Consider the following 17,528-nt stretch of genomic DNA (forward strand, 5'->3'; position numbering starts at 1 on the left):
ACGTGTTTCACTGCACGTTGTTAATCAAGGCAAAATTTGTAGTTCTCAAGACGCAAATTTTCGGCGAATGTCGTCTTCACGATTGAGACAGTAACCAGATTGCTTGGGGTTATATGGTCAAGTGAAGAAGCGCATACGGTGGATGCCTTGGCAGTCAGAGGCGATGAAAGACGTGGTAGCCTGCGAAAAGCTTTGGGGAGTCGGCAAACAGACTGTGATCCAGAGATCTCTGAATGGGGGAACCCACCTAGGATAACCTAGGTATCTTGTACTGAATCCATAGGTGCAAGAGGCGAACCAGGGGAACTGAAACATCTAAGTACCCTGAGGAAAAGAAATCAACCGAGATTCCCTAAGTAGTGGCGAGCGAACGGGGACTAGCCCTTAAGTTGATTTGAGTGTAGTGGAAGGCTCTGGAAAGTGCCGCCGTAGTGGGTGATAGCCCCGTACACGAAACGCTCTTATCAATGAAATCGAGTAGGACGGGGCACGAGAAACCTTGTCTGAACATGGGGGGACCATCCTCCAAGGCTAAATACTACTGACTGACCGATAGTGAACCAGTACCGTGAGGGAAAGGCGAAAAGAACCCCGGAGAGGGGAGTGAAATAGAACCTGAAACCGTATGCGTACAAGCAGTGGGAGCCCACTTTGTTGGGTGACTGCGTACCTTTTGTATAATGGGTCAGCGACTTATATTCAGTGGCGAGCTTAACCGAATAGGGGAGGCGTAGCGAAAGCGAGTCTTAATAGGGCGCTTTAGTCGCTGGGTATAGACCCGAAACCGGGCGATCTATCCATGGGCAGGTTGAAGGTTAGGTAACACTGACTGGAGGACCGAACCGACTACCGTTGAAAAGTTAGCGGATGACCTGTGGATCGGAGTGAAAGGCTAATCAAGCTCGGAGATAGCTGGTTCTCCTCGAAAGCTATTTAGGTAGCGCCTCGTGTATCACTGCTGGGGGTAGAGCACTGTTTCGGCTAGGGGGTCATCCCGACTTACCAAACCGATGCAAACTCCGAATACCAGCAAGTGTCAGCACGGGAGACACACGGCGGGTGCTAACGTCCGTCGTGAAAAGGGAAACAACCCAGACCGTCAGCTAAGGTCCCAAAGTTATGGTTAAGTGGGAAACGATGTGGGAAGGCTTAGACAGCTAGGAGGTTGGCTTAGAAGCAGCCATCCTTTAAAGAAAGCGTAATAGCTCACTAGTCGAGTCGGCCTGCGCGGAAGATGTAACGGGGCTCAAACCATACACCGAAGCTACGGGTTCACACTTTGTGTGAGCGGTAGAGGAGCGTTCTGTAAGCCTGTGAAGGTGAGTTGAGAAGCTTGCTGGAGGTATCAGAAGTGCGAATGCTGACATGAGTAACGACAATGCGAGTGAAAAACTCGCACGCCGAAAGACCAAGGTTTCCTGCGCAACGTTAATCGACGCAGGGTTAGTCGGCCCCTAAGGCGAGGCAGAAATGCGTAGTCGATGGGAAACGGGTTAATATTCCCGTACTTCTAGTTACTGCGATGGAGGGACGGAGAAGGCTAGGCCAGCACGGCGTTGGTTGTCCGTGTTTAAGGTTGTAGGCTGGTTTCTTAGGTAAATCCGGGAGATCAAGGCCGAGAGCTGATGACGAGCGTTCTTTTAGAATGCGAAGTGGTTGATGCCATGCTTCCAGGAAAAGCTTCTAAGCTTCAGGTAACTAGGAACCGTACCCCAAACCGACACAGGTGGTTAGGTAGAGAATACCAAGGCGCTTGAGAGAACTCGGGTGAAGGAACTAGGCAAAATGGCACCGTAACTTCGGGAGAAGGTGCGCCGGTGAGGGTGAAGTATTTACTACGTAAGCCCATGCCGGTCGAAGATACCAGGCCGCTGCGACTGTTTATTAAAAACACAGCACTCTGCAAACACGAAAGTGGACGTATAGGGTGTGACGCCTGCCCGGTGCCGGAAGGTTAATTGATGGGGTTAGCGCAAGCGAAGCTCTTGATCGAAGCCCCGGTAAACGGCGGCCGTAACTATAACGGTCCTAAGGTAGCGAAATTCCTTGTCGGGTAAGTTCCGACCTGCACGAATGGCGTAACGATGGCGGCGCTGTCTCCACCCGAGACTCAGTGAAATTGAAATCGCTGTGAAGATGCAGTGTATCCGCGGCTAGACGGAAAGACCCCGTGAACCTTTACTATAGCTTTGCACTGGACTTTGAGCTTGCTTGTGTAGGATAGGTGGGAGGCTTTGAAGTGGGGACGCCAGTTCTCATGGAGCCATCCTTGAAATACCACCCTGGCAACCTTGAGGTTCTAACTCTGGTCCGTCATCCGGATCGAGGACAGTGTATGGTGGGTAGTTTGACTGGGGCGGTCTCCTCCCAAAGAGTAACGGAGGAGTACGAAGGTGCGCTCAGACCGGTCGGAAATCGGTCGTAGAGTATAAAGGCAAAAGCGCGCTTGACTGCGAGACAGACACGTCGAGCAGGTACGAAAGTAGGTCTTAGTGATCCGGTGGTTCTGTATGGAAGGGCCATCGCTCAACGGATAAAAGGTACTCCGGGGATAACAGGCTGATACCGCCCAAGAGTTCATATCGACGGCGGTGTTTGGCACCTCGATGTCGGCTCATCACATCCTGGGGCTGAAGCCGGTCCCAAGGGTATGGCTGTTCGCCATTTAAAGTGGTACGCGAGCTGGGTTTAGAACGTCGTGAGACAGTTCGGTCCCTATCTGCCGTGGACGTTTGAGATTTGAGAGGGGCTGACCTTAGTACGAGAGGACCGGGTTGGACGAACCTCTGGTGTTCCGGTTGTCACGCCAGTGGCATTGCCGGGTAGCTATGTTCGGAAGAGATAACCGCTGAAAGCATCTAAGCGGGAAACTTGCCTCAAGATGAGATCTCACTGGAGCCTTGAGCTCCCTAAAGGGCCGTCGAAGACTACGACGTTGATAGGTTGGGTGTGTAAGCGCTGTGAGGCGTTGAGCTAACCAATACTAATTGCCCGTGAGGCTTGACCATATAACACCCAAACAATCTGCCCTCAAAGCAGAGGGTGTCGATGGTGAAGTCGACAGAAAGCCGAAAATTTGCGAGAGCTACAAGCCTCTATCACGTATCCAAGGGATAGCGTCCATGACGACATCCCAACCGAATTGCTTGACGACCATAGAGCGTTGGAACCACCTGATCCCATCCCGAACTCAGAAGTGAAACGACGCATCGCCGATGGTAGTGTGGTGCTTCACCATGTGAGAGTAGGTCATCGTCAAGCTCCTATACGAACGCCCAGTTTGCTAACGCAGACTGGGCGTTCTTCTATCTGCGCAAAAAATGGCGCGTGACGGTGAGATCCCGGAGTGCCGGCCAAATCCTCGTCAAACTCCTATACGAAACCCCAGATCTCCAAAGCGGTCTGGGGTTTCTTCTTTTCCGCGCCGAAAAAACCGGCGCATGCAGCACTGTCTACGGAGAGGCGCGTTGCCAGGCGTCAACGAAAAGGCCACCGCGAGGGTGGCCTTTGCGTCTCTGAGCGCGGTCAGTCGCCGCGGTATTCGCAGCCACTGGTGCAGGTTTCGTGGATGCGTACGCGGGACAGCTCCGGGAGCAGCGGCTTGACCTGTTGCCAGATCCACTTGGCGAGCACTTCGCTGGTTGGGTTTTCCAGGCCGGGGATTTCGTTCAGATAGTTGTGATCGAGTTGTTCGTAGATTGGCTTGAAGATCGCCTTGATCTCGGAGAAGTCGCGAATCCAGCCGGTATGGGGATCGACATCACCTTCGATATAGATCGCGACCCGGAAGGAGTGACCGTGCAGACGGCCGCACTTGTGGCCTGCCGGTACGTGGGGAAGGCGATGGGCCGCCTCGAAGATGAACTCTTTGAACAATTCCACTGAACAGCGCTCGCGTAGATGATTCCGCCTGATTGGCGTTGAGCGGTGCAGTTTATCAGCTCTGTAGATAGATGCCTGATCACATCCGCTCTACGTTGAGCGTGCCCATCAAAGTGGTTGCAGGCGTTCAGCCAGACGGCCGTTTTCGACTAGCTCGAGAAATTCATCACCGAGTCGCGCGCTCTCTGCCATGGCCTGACGCCAATAGCGCTCGCGGCCATCGTCGTTGCCCAGGTAGCGTTTGAAGTCGGTGCGATCCGGCAGTTTGCCGTGCGGCAGGCGCGCCAGATACTCCCGCGAAGGGGCGATTAGCACGGCATTCTGCAGGCGAGTACGGTCGCCACGGCGCCACGGCATGGTCTTGTCGAACCAGCCTGGAATCACGCGATCGGTGAAGTGCGGGTAGAGGACGATATCGTCGCCGCCGTAGGGCAGATCAAGATGGTAGTCGAGCAGGCCGCCATCACGATAAGCGCCTGGCTCCAAGCCAGGTATCTCGCGAATCGCCTCCATCACCATGGGAATCGAGCCCGATGCGAGCAAGGCGTGACGCAGGTTCTCCGCGGTCAGGGTATGGAAGTGTGAGCGGAAGTCTCTGAGTTCCCCGAACGGTGGGGTTTGCCGTGCGTCGTGCAGTATGACCCGGTCAAAATGACGCCCCAGGCGCTGGCGGGCCAACAGGTTGTTGCCGATCACCGATGACAGGCCGAGGCTCAGTTTTCCGCGATGATCGTGCTGCAGCAGGCCATGGCTTTTCACCACGACGATATGCAAGCGATAGTGCGGGTTGGCGATGATGGCTTCGTCCTGGTCGGCGAGCAGTTCGGCGAGCATCTGCCTGCAACTGCGCGATACCTCTGCCATGGTCACGCGCCTGGCGAATCGCTGAGAGGTATACAGCTCGCCGAGTCGACGAATTCCTTCGGCTGGATCCGGCAGGCAGGCGCTGGCAAAGCGCCAGGAGCCGATGGAGGCGCCGACCAGAGCGCGCTCACGCGGAGCTCGGGGCAGCCAGTCACCGAACAGCGCGAGATCCAGACCCTGAATGCCGATGCCTTTGGGGCCGCCAGCCGCGCCCGGCAGAATGCCGACATCCGCCGGGCTCAGGCCATTCTGGCGAATTCGCGCCAAGGCTTTGGGGCCCGCCTTCAATGTCAGGGCAGGGGACTTGATGTGGATCGTGCTCATCGATGGCTCCTTTCGAACAGGCGATTATAGAGCGCTGATGGAGCAGGCCAAGCGACTTCACGTCGTGAATGACGCAGGTGAATTCAGCTTGAATTAAGTGCTCGGGACTAGAGTGGCAGTCACTGAACTACTGCTGGAGAATTCCATGAAACGACTGCTCACGCTTGCAACGCTTGCCACTCTCGTCAGCGCCGCTACCATGGCTCAGGCGCGCGATCTCGGCCCGGACGAGGCCTTGCGCCTGCGTGACGCCGGAACCATCAAGTCTTTCGAACAGCTCAATGAAGCGGCTCTGGCTCAGCACCCGGGGGCACGCATCGAGGAAACCGAGCTGGAAGATGAATACGGCCGCTATATCTATCAGATCGAGCTGCGCGACGCTCAAGGCGTGCAATGGGACCTGGAGCTGGATGCCAGTACCGGGGAAATTCTCAAGAACCACCAGGACGATTGATGAAGTTTCGTCGTACCTTCACGCTGTTGCTGCTTCTGGCCTGCGGCTTTGCCATTGGGCCTGGCGCTGCGCGTGACCTCGACCAGGATGAGGCCCTGCGTTTGCGCCGCGAGGGCGTCATCATGCCCTTTGAGCAGTTGATGCATCACGTCGGCAATGCCTATCCCGGCTCTACTTTGCTCGAAGCGGAGTTGGAGGAGGAAGACGGAGTGCTGGTTTATGAAGTCGAGATCCTGACCACTTCGGGCGTGGTGCGTGAAATCGAACTGGATGCCCGCAACGGCAATATTCTGAAGGATGAGGAAGACGACTGATGCGCCTGTTGCTGGTGGAAGACAATGTCCCTCTGGCCGATGAGCTGACTGCGAGCCTGACTCGCCAGGGCTACGCCGTGGACTGGCTGGCCGATGGACGTGACGCGGCCTATCAGGGGGCGAGCGAGCCGTATGACCTGATCATTCTCGACCTGGGCCTGCCGGGTAAGCCGGGCCTCGAGGTGCTGCAGGAATGGCGCGCCGGCGGCCTGGCGACACCGGTGCTGGTACTGACGGCGCGTGGTTCCTGGGCCGAGCGCATCGAGGGTCTCAAGACCGGTGCCGACGATTACCTGACCAAACCCTTCCATCCCGAAGAGCTGGCACTGCGCATACAGGCGCTGTTGCGTCGTGCCCATGGCCTGGCCAACCAGCCGCAACTGGAGGCTGCCGGTCTGCAACTGGATGAAAGCCGTCAATGCGTGACGTCTGGTGGTGAGGCCGTCGACCTGACCGCTGCCGAGTTTCGTTTGCTGCGTTATTTCATGCTGCACCCGGGGCAGATCCTCTCCAAGAGTCATCTCGCCGACCATCTATACGACGGGGAGACCGAGCGCGACTCCAATGTCATCGAAGTACACGTCAATCGGCTGCGCGGCAAGCTCGGACGCAACGTGATCGAGACGCGCCGCGGGCAAGGCTATCGCTTTACCGGAGAGCAGGGTTGAGGTCCATTCAGCGCCGGCTCGGTATCGGCCTGGCCGCGACGCTGTTGCTGGTCGGATTGGTTCTGGCACAGGCCAGCCTCTGGGTATTCGATCGTGGTCTGCGCGCCTATCTGGAAGAAGATCTGCGCGACGAGGCGCAAGGACTGCTGGCGGCGCTGGTGCGTGGGCCTTCGGGCATACAGCTGGATGAGCGACGCCTTGACCCTTCTTTTCAGCGGCAATTTTCCGGGCATTACTTCCGTATCGATTTTTCCGACCGTAGCTGGCGTTCGCGCTCGCTGTGGGATCGTGAGCTGCTCAGACCCGATGGTACCGGCATGCAGGCTGAGCTGGGCGATGGTCCGCAAGGCCAGTTGTTGCTGATCTACCGAGCCGATTACCGCCGCTATGGCGAGAATCTCTCGATCAGCGTGGCGCAGGACTACGAGCCGATACTGCAGAGCTTTCGCCGCATGCAGTGGGTGGGCCTGGGGCTGGGCGGTGCCGCACTGTTGCTGATACTGATTGCCCAGCGCTACACCGTGCGCCGCGCGCTACGCCCGCTGGAGCAGGTGCGCCAGCAGATCGCGCAGTTGCAGCAGGGGCGGCGTACCGATCTGGATGCCGAGGTGCCGGAGGAGCTGGAACCGCTGGTCGCACAGATCAACCACCTGTTGGCGCATACAGAGGACACCCTCAAGCGTTCGCGTAATGCACTGGGGAACCTTGGTCATGCGCTCAAGACACCGCTGGCAGTGCTGATCAGTCTGGCCGGACGGGAGGAGATGGCCACACATCCGGAGTTGCGCGCGAGCATGCGCGAGCAACTGGAGCAGATCGAGCAGCGTCTTGGTCGCGAACTGGGGCGCGCGCGTCTGGCCGGTGAGGTCCTGCCGGGCGCGCGTTTCGATTGCGCGCAGGAGCTGCCGGGACTGTTTGCCACCTTGTCGATGATCCATGACCGCGGTTTGAGCCTTGACTGGCAGGCGCCGGTTGGCCTGGTTCTGCCGCGTGACCGCGAGGACCTGCTGGAGCTGCTTGGCAATCTGCTGGACAACGCCTGCAAATGGGCGCGGCAGCGCGTGCAGTTGACAGTGGAGGAGAGCGCCGACGGTTATCTTCTGTATGTCGATGATGATGGTCCGGGCATCGATGCCTCACGCCGCGAGGCGGTGCTTGGCCGCGGCACCCGGCTGGACGAGCAGGTAGCGGGGCACGGTCTGGGGCTGGGAATCGTGCGCGATATCATCGAGGCCTGGAACGGTCGTATCGATCTGCAGGAAAGTCCACTGGGGGGCTTGCGAGTACAGGTCAGTCTGCCACGGCGTTGAAGCTCTGGCGGTCGCCAGGCGACGCACCGCCTGGCGACTGCAAACGGCCGCAAACGCCTTTGCGGCCACCACCTTGCAGTAGTTACATGCCGTTGGCGAAGGCCGGATTGTCGAAGTTGATGGCAGCCCGCACCGGCTGCAGGGCGTGAGCGTAGCGTACCAGCACGTCGAGCGCGTAATCGATTCGGGCACGGATTCGCTCATCGGCTTCGTCCGCTGGCTGCGGGCCATTCAGAACCTTCTCGACCTGGCGCACGATCAGGTGCTCCGGCAGATAGCACAGACGACAGTTCTTGTAGCTGGAGGCGCGCAACTCACCGATTGGGTAGGCGCCGCCAATACCGGAGGAAACGCCAACCAGCAGGCCGGGTTTATGCGCCAGTTCCGCCTTGCTGGCATAGATGAAGAAGTTCTTGATCGCCGGACAGGCCATGCCGTTCCACTCCGGTGCGATGATCACCACTGCATCGGCGGCTGCCAGTTGCTGCTGGTACATGCTCCAAGGACCGGCATCCTCCGTCGGCCACAGCGGCAGAGGCGCCAGACCCAGATCGATGACGCTGCTGGTTTCCTGAGTGGTATGACCCATCTCGATCAGGCGCTGACGCAGTGCGCGAGCCACCTTTCCCGACTGGCTGTTGTTACGGCTGGAGCCGGCGACCAAGGCGATATTGAGCATGTTGCTTCCCCAAAAAAGAACGCAGGCTAGGCGATTGCCGGCCTGCGCTGCAAGGGAAGCACCGCCAGATCAGGGATGATTTGGCGTCATACGCGGAACTGGTCCATCAGGCTCTGCTGGTGATTGGCCAGGCGATTCAGGTCCTGGCTCACTTGCGCCGATTCATCGGCCTGCGCGGTAATGGACTCGGTCACGTCACGGATCGACGCGACGTTACGGTTGATTTCTTCGGCCACCGAACTCTGTTCCTCGGCGGCGCTCGCGATCTGCAGGTTCATGTCGGTGATCAGGCTGACAGCCTGGCTGATGCGCTGCAGCGCGGCCACGGCCTGTTGCACCTGCTCGACGCTGTCCTGTGCCTGGCGATGGCTGCTGTGCATGGTGCTGACCACTTCACGGGTGCCGCTCTGCAGGCCTTCGATCACCTGGCGAATTTCTTCGACCGAATCCTGAGTGCGTTTGGCCAGGTTGCGCACTTCGTCGGCAACCACGGCAAAACCACGGCCAGCTTCGCCGGCGCGTGCCGCCTCGATGGCCGCGTTTAGGGCGAGGAGGTTGGTCTGCTCGGCAATCGAGCGGATCACCTCGAGTACCGAACCGATCTGTTCGCTGCTGCTGGCCAGGCCTTCGACTTCCTGCATGGCCACGTTCATCTCATTTGCCAGCAGGTCGATGGTGCTGGTGGTGCGGTCGATCACCTGCTGACCCTCGCGGCTGGCTAGGTCGGCGTTGCGTGCGGCCTCTGCGGCCTGCGCCGCGTTATGTGCGACATCCTGCGCGGTGGCGCTCATCTCCTGGAAGGCGGTCGCCACCTGATCGACCTCGCGATACTGTTGCTGCATGCCGGCGCTGGTCTGACTGGCGATGGCTGCGGATTTGTCGGCCGTGCCGCGGGCATCGAGCACGCTGTTCTTAACGTCGGCGATGATCGGCTGCAGCTTGTCGAGGAAACGGTTGAACCAGCCGGCCAGTTCGCCCAGTTCGTCCTGCCTGGCGTACTGCAGGCGACGGGTCAGGTCGCCTTCGCCGCTGGCGATGTCCTTGAGCATGGCCGCTACGCCGAGAATCGGTCGGGTCACGCCGCGCGCCGTCAGCCACATCAGCAGCAGGCCCGCAATCACCGCAATCAGGCCCATCAGCAACGCGACCAGGCTATCACTGGCACGGTTGGCGTCGAGTTCTTCGCCCAGTTTGATGGCGCGCGCCAGCAAGACGTCCTGTGGCACTTCCAGCAGCACCGACCAGGGCTTGGCCTCGGGAATCGGTTTGAACGGAATGATTTCGCGCAGCATGTCGTCATGCTTCAGTTCGGCCGCGTTGCCTGCCTGGAACAGGCCGCGCAGTTCGCCAGCATGAGCGGCATAGACACGTTCCACGGGCTGGCTCAGCAGGCTGCCGTCGCGGCTGTGTCCTGCCAGCAACGCGCTGGGGCTGAAGATGCTGATATGCCCCTGGCCGTCGTACAGCTCGCGGTTGGCCTCCTGGCTGATTTTCTGCAGATTGGACAAGCTGATGTCCATGCCCATCACGCCGATGATCTTGCCGTCGAGCTCCAGCGGGAAGGCGATGCTGGTCATCAGAATGCGCTGGTCTCCGATATCGTCGTAATACGGCTCCAGCACGCAGGGTTGGCGCGTCTCGCGTGGGCAGGTGTACCAGGTGTTGTAGGCGATGCCGTTGGCCCCGGGCGTGGAGTCGTCGAGCAGTTCTTCGCCCATTGCCTCGGATTCCAGCTGGCCGGCCGTGGGCTGCGCCCAATAGAGTGCGAAGCGCCCGCGTTCATTGCTGCCGAGATCGGGCTGATCGGTGAACAGCTCATCCTTGCCATCGAGCGCGTTGGGCTCGAACACCAGGTACAGGCCCAGCAACCCGGGGTTGGCCTCCAGGCTGCCGCGTACCTGGCGAGTCATGTCCTCGCGCAGATCGAAGGCATCGAGGAAGCGTTTCTCCGCTTGCTCGCGCAGAAAGAGGATCTGCCGGGAAAATCCCTTGCCGTACTGATAGGTGTCCATGAAATAGCGCTGGATACGGATCGCCTGCAACTCGCCACGGGCCCTCAGGCGCAGCTTGGCACTTTCTTCGAGCATGCCGGAGCTGGCGTCACGCACCAGCGTGGCACTGCGGCTGGACTGATACTGCGAGGCGCCCACCAGCAATGTGACGATGGCGAGAAGGCACATGCCGGCGAGCAGGGTGATCTTCCATTGGATGGAAAGACGACTGAACAGCATGGTGCGTTCCTTTCTGCAGGGAGTAACAGGGTATCGGTAAGCGCAGGGCTTTCTTTATCGACGGACATTATGCTCTGAATTTCGCACGCCGTGCTTTGGATTCTGAACGAAGGGCGGTTTTGACAGAATAGTCGGCATGCGGCAAATTAGGCAGTTTTTGCGCTGTTCAGGTGGAGTACTATGAACGCTGTAATCGCTGCGGTCGGCATCATGCTGGTCCTCAGTCTCTGTCGCGTACACGTGGTTGTGGCGCTGATCATCGGTGCGCTGGCCGGTGGCCTGCTGGGTGGGCTGGGTATTGAGGGCACGCTGCAGGCGTTCAACCAGGGACTGGGCGGCGGGGCGACGGTTGCATTGTCTTACGCTCTGCTCGGCGCTTTTGCCGTGGCAATCGCCAAATCCGGCCTGGCGCATGCCCTGGCGGACCATGCTCTGGCACTGGTCGACAAGCAACATGAAGGTGGCGGCAGATTGAAATGGCTGATGATCGCATTGCTGCTGGCGGTCGCGATCTCCTCGCAGAACCTGCTGCCGATTCACATCGCCTTCATTCCATTGCTCGTTCCGCCGCTGCTCTACGTGTTGAGCAAGTTGCAGCTCGACCGCCGTCTGATTGCCTGTGTGCTGACCTTCGGACTGATCACGCCGTACATGTTCCTGCCGGTTGGCTTTGGCGGCATCTTCCTTAACGAGATCCTGCTGGCCAACGTCGCCAAGTCCGGTGTCGATGTCTCCGGGATCAGCGTCACCCAGGCCATGGCGATCCCGGCGCTGGGCATGCTTTTCGGCCTGCTCGTGGCGGTGCTGTTCAGTTATCGCGGCAAGCGCGCGTATGACCTGGATAAGGTTGCCCAGAGCGAGCGCGTCGATGTTCAGTACAACCCGCTGAGCCTGCTGGTTGCGGGGGGGGCCATCGCCGTGGCGTTCGTCGTGCAGCTGTGGCTGGATTCGATGATCATCGGCGCGCTGGTCGGCTTCGTGATCTTTTCGGTGTCCGGCGTGGTGCGCTGGAAAGAGGCGGACGGCCTGTTCACCGAAGGCATGAAAATGATGGCCATGATCGGCTTCATTATGATCTCCGCCCAGGGTTTCGCCGAGGTGATGACCGCCACTGGCGAGGTCAAGAGCCTGGTGGATGCCTCTGCCGAGTGGATTGGCAACAGCCGTGGCCTTGGCGTGTTCATGATGCTGCTAGTGGGACTGCTGGTGACCATGGGCATCGGCTCGTCGTTCTCCACCGTGCCGATCATCGCCGCGATCTTCGTGCCGCTGTGCATCCAGCTGGGCTTCAGCCCGCTGGCCATCGTCTGCATCGTCGGCACCGCCGGTGCTCTGGGCGATGCCGGTTCCCCGGCATCGGACTCCACGCTTGGCCCGACCTCGGGGCTCAACGCCGATGGTCAGCACAATCACATCTGGGACAGCGTGGTGCCTACCTTCCTGCACTACAACCTGCCGCTGCTGGCGTTCGGCTGGGCGGCCGCCATGCTCCTCTGACGGCGTGAGCCGACGCCGAATTAAGTTTTCGGCGCGTGGGGTCGCTTAATTCTTCCACGGGGCTGCCGATACATCGGTAGCCCCGTTTTGCTTCCGCATAAGAAGGACAACAAGAATGCGCCTCACATTAAAAAGCAAAGTGATCCTGCTCGCGCTGGTTCCCGTCATCCTCTTCGCGCTGGTGCTCAGTGGCACCGCCGCGCGAGTCCTGCAGAACCTTGCGGTTGACGAAGTGGCCGAGACGCGCGAGCGCTTGCTGCAGGAAAAACGCACCGAGCTGGAGCATTACATCCAGATCGCCCTGGGCTCCGTGAAGGGGCTCTACGACAGCGCCGCAGAGGGTGACATGGCCAGTCGCGAACAGGCCATCGCCATTCTTTCCAAGATCAAGTACGGCGCAGATGGCTACTTCTTCGGCCACGATTCCAACGTGGTGCGCCTGTTCCGTGGTGACAGCCCGGTGGATGTCGGCAAGAACCTGGCTGACCGGCGCGACTCCAACGGCGTCTACATCAACCGCGAGCTGGTCAACGTGGCGAAGAACAACAGCTACTTCGTCAACTATTCCTCGCCGCTGCCAGGCAATGAATCGGTGATGGTGCCCAAGCTCGCCTACAGCTACTACCTGCCGAAGTGGGACATGGCTCTTGGCACCGCACTGAACCTCGATGGCATCGAGGCGCAGATCAGCGAGGTGCAGAAAGATATCGACCAGCGTATCAACACCATCATCACCAGCATCGTGGTCGTGGCGGTGATTCTGCTGCTGGTGTTCGGGGCGGTCGGCGTATGGCTGGGTAACGCATTCCTGCGTCCGCTGCAGCAGATCAAGGACAACCTCGACGACATCGCGGCGGGTGAGGGCGACCTGACCCGTCGTTTGCCCGTGACCAGTGATGATGAACTGGGGCAACTGTCCGGCTCGTTCAACCGGTTTGTCGAGAAGGTGCACGGTCTGGTTCGGCAGATCGTCGAGATGACCGGGCAGCTCACCGAGTTGGTCAATCAGGTTTCCGAGCAGGCGCAACGTTCGGAGCAGGCGATGGCACAGCAGCGCCACGAGACCGATCAGGTGGCCACGGCGATCAACGAAATGTCGGCCGCTGCTCACGAAGTCGCGAAAAGTGCGCAGAACGCCGCAGAAGCCGCGCAGCAGACCGACCGCGAAGGTCAGGCGGCGAAGAGTGTGGTCGACGGCAGCATCCAGCGTATTCATTCGCTGGTAGAGGACATCCGCAGCAGTGGTGTCTCGCTCGACAGCCTGCAGCAGGACGTGCAGTCGATCGTCAGCGTGCTCGATGTGATTCGCTCCATTGCCGAGCAGACCAACCTGCTGGCGCTCAACGCGGCCATCGAGGCGGCGCGTGCCGGTGAAGCCGGGCGAGGTTTCGCCGTGGTCGCCGATGAGGTGCGGGCGCTGGCCAGCCGTACCCAGCAGAGCACTCAGGAAATCCAGGGCATGATCGATCGTCTGCAGCAGGGCACGCAGCAGTCGGTGAGTTCGATGCGGCGCTCCAGCGATGCCGGCGAACTGACCAGCGAGCAGGCCAACAAGGCCGGAGAATCCCTCGATGCCATCGCTCAACTGATCGCCACCATCAACGCGATGAACGCGCAGATCGCCAGCGCCGCAGAGGAGCAGACCGCTGTGGCCGAGGAGATCAACCGCAGCGTGCACCAGATCGCGGTTGCCGTGGACAGCGTCGCCGATGAAACCGAGCGCGGCGCGCAGACGGCTCGCAGCCTGGCGGGTCTCGGTGAGCGTCTGGGAGCGCTGGTGCGTCAGTTCCGCATCTGATCAGACCGGGTAGCTCCAGCGGCTGAAAGCGTCGCTCAGCAGTTCGATCCAGGCGCGGACTGCTGGCGACATGCCGCGCCTGTGGGTATAGGCCAGCTGGATGTGGCCTTGCGGTACGGTCCACTGCGGCAGCAGGGCGATGAGACGACCGTCGGCCAGTTCCTCGTGACAATGCGTGGTCGGTAGCAGCGTGATGCCGATCCCCGCCAATGCTGCAGCCTTGCGCATGGGAAAGTCGTCGACCGCCAGGCGTGCTTCCAGGGCAATTTCCCGAACTTGCTGCGTCGTGGCGTGACAGAAGCGCAGATGGATACGCCGATCTGCGCGAATCGAACCCAGAGCCGGCAGTTGCTGGAGATCCTCAGGCTGTTCCAGGTTCAGCCCGCTGATCAGCTCCGGGTGCGCCACGATATGGGCGCGCGCAGGCAGCAGGCGGCGTGTGATCAGGCTGGGTTCTTCATCATTGACGTTACGCACGCGCAGGGCCACATCCACGGCCTCGTTGAGCAGGTCGACGCGGCGGCTTGTCTGCAGTACTTCCAGCTGCACCCTGGGGTAGCGCTTCAGGAACTCGCTGATCAGGTCCGGCAGCAGCGTCACGCCAGGTGGCGTTGAGAACCGCACCCGGCCGCGCGGCTCGCTGGTCAGGTTGGCCACGGTTTCCTCGGCCTGTTCGGCTTCCAGCAGCATCGCCTGGCAATGACGCAGGTAGCGTTCGCCGATATCGGTGAGTGCCAGCTTGCGCGTCGAACGCTGCAGCAGGCGTGCGCCCAGGCGGTGTTCCAATTCTGCGATGCGTCGTGACAAACGTGACTTGGGAATGCCTAGCAGCCTTCCGGCAGCGGTGAAACCACCGGCCTCCACCACTTTGGCGAAGTAGAACAAGTCGTTGAGGTCTTGCATTTCAGTGTCCTATATATGGGACGAAGCATCGCATTTTTGCGATCTTATCGGCTATTGGCTTCATGGATAGTATCTCCGCCAACGCACCGTTACGTCGCATCACACTCTGGAGATACGCCATGAACCTACTGCACCTCGATTCCAGCATCCTCGGCGATGCATCCGCTTCCCGTCAGCTCAGCCGCGCCGTGGTCGAGGCCTGGGGCGTTGTCGCGCCGAATGCCCAGGTGACTTACCGCGATCTGGCCAGCGACGCGATCAGTCACCTCTCCGCTGCCAGCCTGGTCGCCGCTGGTACGCCGGCCGAATTGCGCGATGCTGCGCAGAAGCACGAAGCCGAGCTGGCCGAACGCACGCTGGAAGAGTTTATTGCGGCCGATGCCATCGTCATCGGTGCGCCGATGTACAACTTCACCATCCCCACCCAGCTCAAGGCCTGGATTGATCGGATCGCGGTAGCCGGCAAGACCTTCCGCTATACCGAAAGCGGCCCTGTAGGGCTGGCAGGCGGCAAGAAAGTGGTGATCGTTTCCACGGCCGGCGGCCTGCATGCCGGTCAGCCGAGTGGTCAGGCGCACGAGGATTATCTGGTGTACGTGCTCAACTTCCTCGGCATCGAGGAGATCGAGATCGTCCGTGCCGAAGGCCTGTCCTACGGCGAGGAGCCTCGCGCCGAGGCCCTGAATGGCGCCGGTCAGCGAATTGCCGAGCTGTTCGTCGCCGCCTGAGGCGAAATAAAAAAGCCCGCTTTCGCGGGCTTTTTGTGCCTGGGGCAGGGGGTCAGACGATGATGCCCTGGCTGCGCAGGTAGTCGTCATAGGTGCCGCTGAAGTCGGTCACGCCGTTGTCGCTCAGTTCGATGATGCGCGTGGCCAGGGAGCTGACGAATTCACGGTCGTGGCTGACGAAGATCAGCGTGCCCGGGTAGTTCTCCAGTGCCAGGTTGAGCGCTTCGATCGATTCCATGTCGAGGTGGTTGGTCGGTTCGTCCATCACCAGCACGTTGGGCTTCTGACAGGCCAGCTTGCCGAACAGCATGCGGCCCTGTTCACCACCGGAGAGCACCTTGACCGACTTCTGGATTTCGTCGGAGGAGAACAGCATGCGGCCCAGGGCTGCGCGAATGTTCTGCTCGCCGCTGGTCCACTGGCCCATCCACTCGAACAGGGTTTCGTCGGTCTCGAAGTCGTGGGCGTGGTCCTGGGCGTAGTAGCCGACCTCGGCGCTGTCGGTCCACTTCACGCTGCCGGCGTCCGGCTGCATCTCGCCGACCAGGGTGCGCAGCAGGGTGGTCTTGCCGATACCGTTGGGGCCGATGATGGCCACGCGCTCGCCGGCCTCGATGGTGAAACTGAAGTTTTTGAACAGCACCTTGTCATCGAAGGCCTTGGACAGTTTCTCGACGGTCACGGCCTGGCGGTGCAGCTTCTTGTTCTGGTCGAAGCGGATGAACGGGCTGACGCGGCTCGACGGCTTGACCTCGGCCAGCTGGATCTTGTCGATCTGCTTGGCACGGCTGGTGGCCTGCTTGGCCTTGGAGGCGTTGGCCGAGAAGCGGCTGACGAAGGTCTGCAGCTCGGCGATCTGCGCCTTCTTCTTGGCGTTGTCAGCCAGCAGTTGTTCGCGGGCCTGGGTGGAGGCCGTCATGTACTCGTCGTAGTTGCCCGGGAACAGGCGCAGCTCACCGTAGTCGAGGTCGGCCATGTGGGTGCAGACCGCATTGAGGAAGTGACGGTCGTGGGAAATGATGATCATGGTGCTGTTACGCGCCGTGAGGATCGACTCCAGCCAGCGGATGGTGTTGATGTCCAGGTGGTTGGTCGGCTCATCGAGCAGCAGCACGTCCGGGTCGGCGAACAAGGCCTGGGCCAGGAGCACGCGCAGCTTCCAGCCCGGCGCCACTTCGCTCATCGGGCCGAAGTGCTGCTCCAGCGGAATACCCAGGCCGAGCAGCAGCTCGCCGGCGCGGGATTCGGCGGTGTAGCCGTCCATCTCGGCGAATTCGCCTTCCAGCTCGCCAACCTTCATGCCGTCCTCTTCGCTCATTTCCGGCAGCGAGTAGATACGGTCACGCTCGGCCTTGACCCTCCACAACTCCTCATGGCCCATGATCACGGTGTCGATCACGTTGAATTCTTCGTAGGCGAACTGATCCTGGCGCAGTTTGCCCAGGCGTACGTTCGGCTCGAGCATCACCTGGCCGGCAGACGGCTCCAGATCGCCGCCGAGGATCTTCATGAAGGTGGACTTGCCGCAGCCATTGGCGCCGATCAGTCCGTAGCGATTGCCGTTGTTGAACTTGACGGAAACGTTCTCGAACAGCGGTTTGGCGCCGAACTGCATGGTGATGTTAGCGGTGGAGATCAAAGGACTTACCTATCAGTAACTTGAGGTGCGCTGTTTACCGGGGGTATCCCGCTTTCGAGTCTTCGGCCCGCCCTGAATCGAGGAAGATGAACTTGCGCGCGTGGGTGAAGGCTACGACCCTGCCGGCAGACAAGCCGCTGAGGCTGGTGAGGCATGGGTGGGAGTGTCGGGCATCGTGACGCCGTAGCTTGTTGGTGCTCAGGACGGCGTCGAAGCGAGCAATGGTATCACTTGGCG

Annotated in this window: 13 protein-coding genes, 2 rRNA genes and 1 pseudogene; 9 read left to right on the forward strand and 7 right to left on the reverse strand. The window is 60.1% G+C overall.

Going from position 1 to position 17,528, the window contains the following annotated elements; translation table 11 throughout:
• Positions 1-115: 115 nt before the first annotated feature.
• Both OEG79_RS09315 and rrf read left to right on the forward strand, forming a co-directional pair.
• Positions 116-3,008, forward strand: a 23S ribosomal RNA gene (locus tag OEG79_RS09315).
• 137 nt (positions 3,009-3,145) lie between these two features.
• Positions 3,146-3,261, forward strand: a 5S ribosomal RNA gene (rrf, locus tag OEG79_RS09320).
• 264 nt (positions 3,262-3,525) lie between these two features.
• Here the strand turns inward: rrf and queD are convergent.
• Together queD and OEG79_RS09330 are read right to left on the reverse strand one after the other, a co-directional pair.
• A complete protein-coding gene (queD, locus tag OEG79_RS09325; RefSeq protein ID WP_220803298.1) occupies positions 3,526-3,882 on the reverse strand; it encodes a 6-carboxytetrahydropterin synthase QueD in 357 nt (118 codons plus the stop codon).
• Between the two features lie 108 nt (positions 3,883-3,990).
• Positions 3,991-5,070, reverse strand: a complete 1,080-nt coding sequence (locus OEG79_RS09330) for a patatin-like phospholipase family protein (RefSeq protein WP_220803297.1) — start codon at positions 5,068-5,070, stop codon at positions 3,991-3,993.
• A 145-nt stretch (positions 5,071-5,215) separates the two neighbouring features.
• Between OEG79_RS09330 and OEG79_RS09335 the strand changes: the two genes are divergently transcribed.
• Genes OEG79_RS09335 through OEG79_RS09350 form a run of 4 tightly spaced genes read left to right on the forward strand, consistent with a single transcriptional unit; the run spans position 5,216 to position 7,816 of the window.
• The gene (locus OEG79_RS09335; protein WP_264148444.1) at positions 5,216-5,524 is read left to right on the forward strand and encodes a PepSY domain-containing protein; all 309 of its coding nucleotides are present in this window, start codon (positions 5,216-5,218) and stop codon (positions 5,522-5,524) included.
• Positions 5,524-5,838, forward strand: a complete 315-nt coding sequence (locus OEG79_RS09340) for a PepSY domain-containing protein (RefSeq protein ID WP_264148445.1) — start codon at positions 5,524-5,526, stop codon at positions 5,836-5,838. Before OEG79_RS09335 ends, OEG79_RS09340 begins: the two co-directional genes overlap by 1 nt.
• Entirely contained in the window at positions 5,838-6,506 is a 669-nt protein-coding gene (locus OEG79_RS09345; protein WP_264148446.1) for a response regulator transcription factor, read from the forward strand. Before OEG79_RS09340 ends, OEG79_RS09345 begins: the two co-directional genes overlap by 1 nt.
• The gene (locus tag OEG79_RS09350; protein ID WP_264148447.1) at positions 6,503-7,816 is read left to right on the forward strand and encodes an ATP-binding protein; all 1,314 of its coding nucleotides are present in this window, start codon (positions 6,503-6,505) and stop codon (positions 7,814-7,816) included. Before OEG79_RS09345 ends, OEG79_RS09350 begins: the two co-directional genes overlap by 4 nt.
• Positions 7,817-7,898: 82 nt before the next feature.
• Here the strand turns inward: OEG79_RS09350 and OEG79_RS09355 are convergent, their stop codons facing one another.
• The 3 genes and pseudogenes from OEG79_RS09355 to OEG79_RS21275 all read right to left on the reverse strand — a co-directional run.
• Entirely contained in the window at positions 7,899-8,495 is a 597-nt protein-coding gene (locus OEG79_RS09355; protein ID WP_264148448.1) for an NADPH-dependent FMN reductase, read from the reverse strand.
• An 86-nt stretch (positions 8,496-8,581) separates the two neighbouring features.
• Positions 8,582-9,337: a methyl-accepting chemotaxis protein gene (locus tag OEG79_RS21270; RefSeq protein ID WP_413247542.1), complete on the reverse strand. Its 756-nt coding sequence runs from the start codon at positions 9,335-9,337 to the stop codon at positions 8,582-8,584.
• Between the two features lie 150 nt (positions 9,338-9,487).
• Positions 9,488-10,726 (reverse strand): annotated as a pseudogene (locus OEG79_RS21275) (chemotaxis protein); the annotation flags it as partial.
• 180 nt (positions 10,727-10,906) lie between these two features.
• On the opposite strand from OEG79_RS21275, the gene OEG79_RS09365 reads away from it, so the two are divergent.
• Together OEG79_RS09365 and OEG79_RS09370 are read left to right on the forward strand one after the other, a co-directional pair.
• Positions 10,907-12,223 (forward strand): Na+/H+ antiporter family protein, encoded by a 1,317-nt coding sequence (locus OEG79_RS09365; protein ID WP_264148450.1) that lies wholly within the window; start codon positions 10,907-10,909, stop codon positions 12,221-12,223.
• 115 nt (positions 12,224-12,338) lie between these two features.
• Positions 12,339-14,021: a methyl-accepting chemotaxis protein gene (locus OEG79_RS09370; protein WP_264148451.1), complete on the forward strand. Its 1,683-nt coding sequence runs from the start codon at positions 12,339-12,341 to the stop codon at positions 14,019-14,021.
• Here OEG79_RS09370 and OEG79_RS09375 read toward each other — a convergent pair whose 3' ends face one another.
• The gene (locus tag OEG79_RS09375) at positions 14,022-14,924 is read right to left on the reverse strand and encodes a LysR substrate-binding domain-containing protein (RefSeq protein ID WP_220803288.1); all 903 of its coding nucleotides are present in this window, start codon (positions 14,922-14,924) and stop codon (positions 14,022-14,024) included. It lies immediately after the preceding gene.
• A gap of 119 nt (positions 14,925-15,043) precedes the next feature.
• Here OEG79_RS09375 and OEG79_RS09380 point away from each other — a divergent pair, with 119 nt between their 5' ends.
• Positions 15,044-15,652 carry an FMN-dependent NADH-azoreductase gene (locus OEG79_RS09380; protein ID WP_264148452.1) on the forward strand — a complete coding sequence of 203 codons (609 nt, stop codon included), beginning with the start codon at positions 15,044-15,046 and terminating at the stop codon, positions 15,650-15,652.
• A 52-nt stretch (positions 15,653-15,704) separates the two neighbouring features.
• Here the strand turns inward: OEG79_RS09380 and OEG79_RS09385 are convergent, their stop codons facing one another.
• Positions 15,705-17,291: an ABC-F family ATPase gene (locus OEG79_RS09385; RefSeq protein WP_264148453.1), complete on the reverse strand. Its 1,587-nt coding sequence runs from the start codon at positions 17,289-17,291 to the stop codon at positions 15,705-15,707.
• Positions 17,292-17,528 lie beyond the last annotated feature (237 nt).

The organism is Pseudomonas sp. Z8(2022), from assembly GCF_025837155.1.
GTDB lineage: Bacteria > Pseudomonadota > Gammaproteobacteria > Pseudomonadales > Pseudomonadaceae > Aquipseudomonas.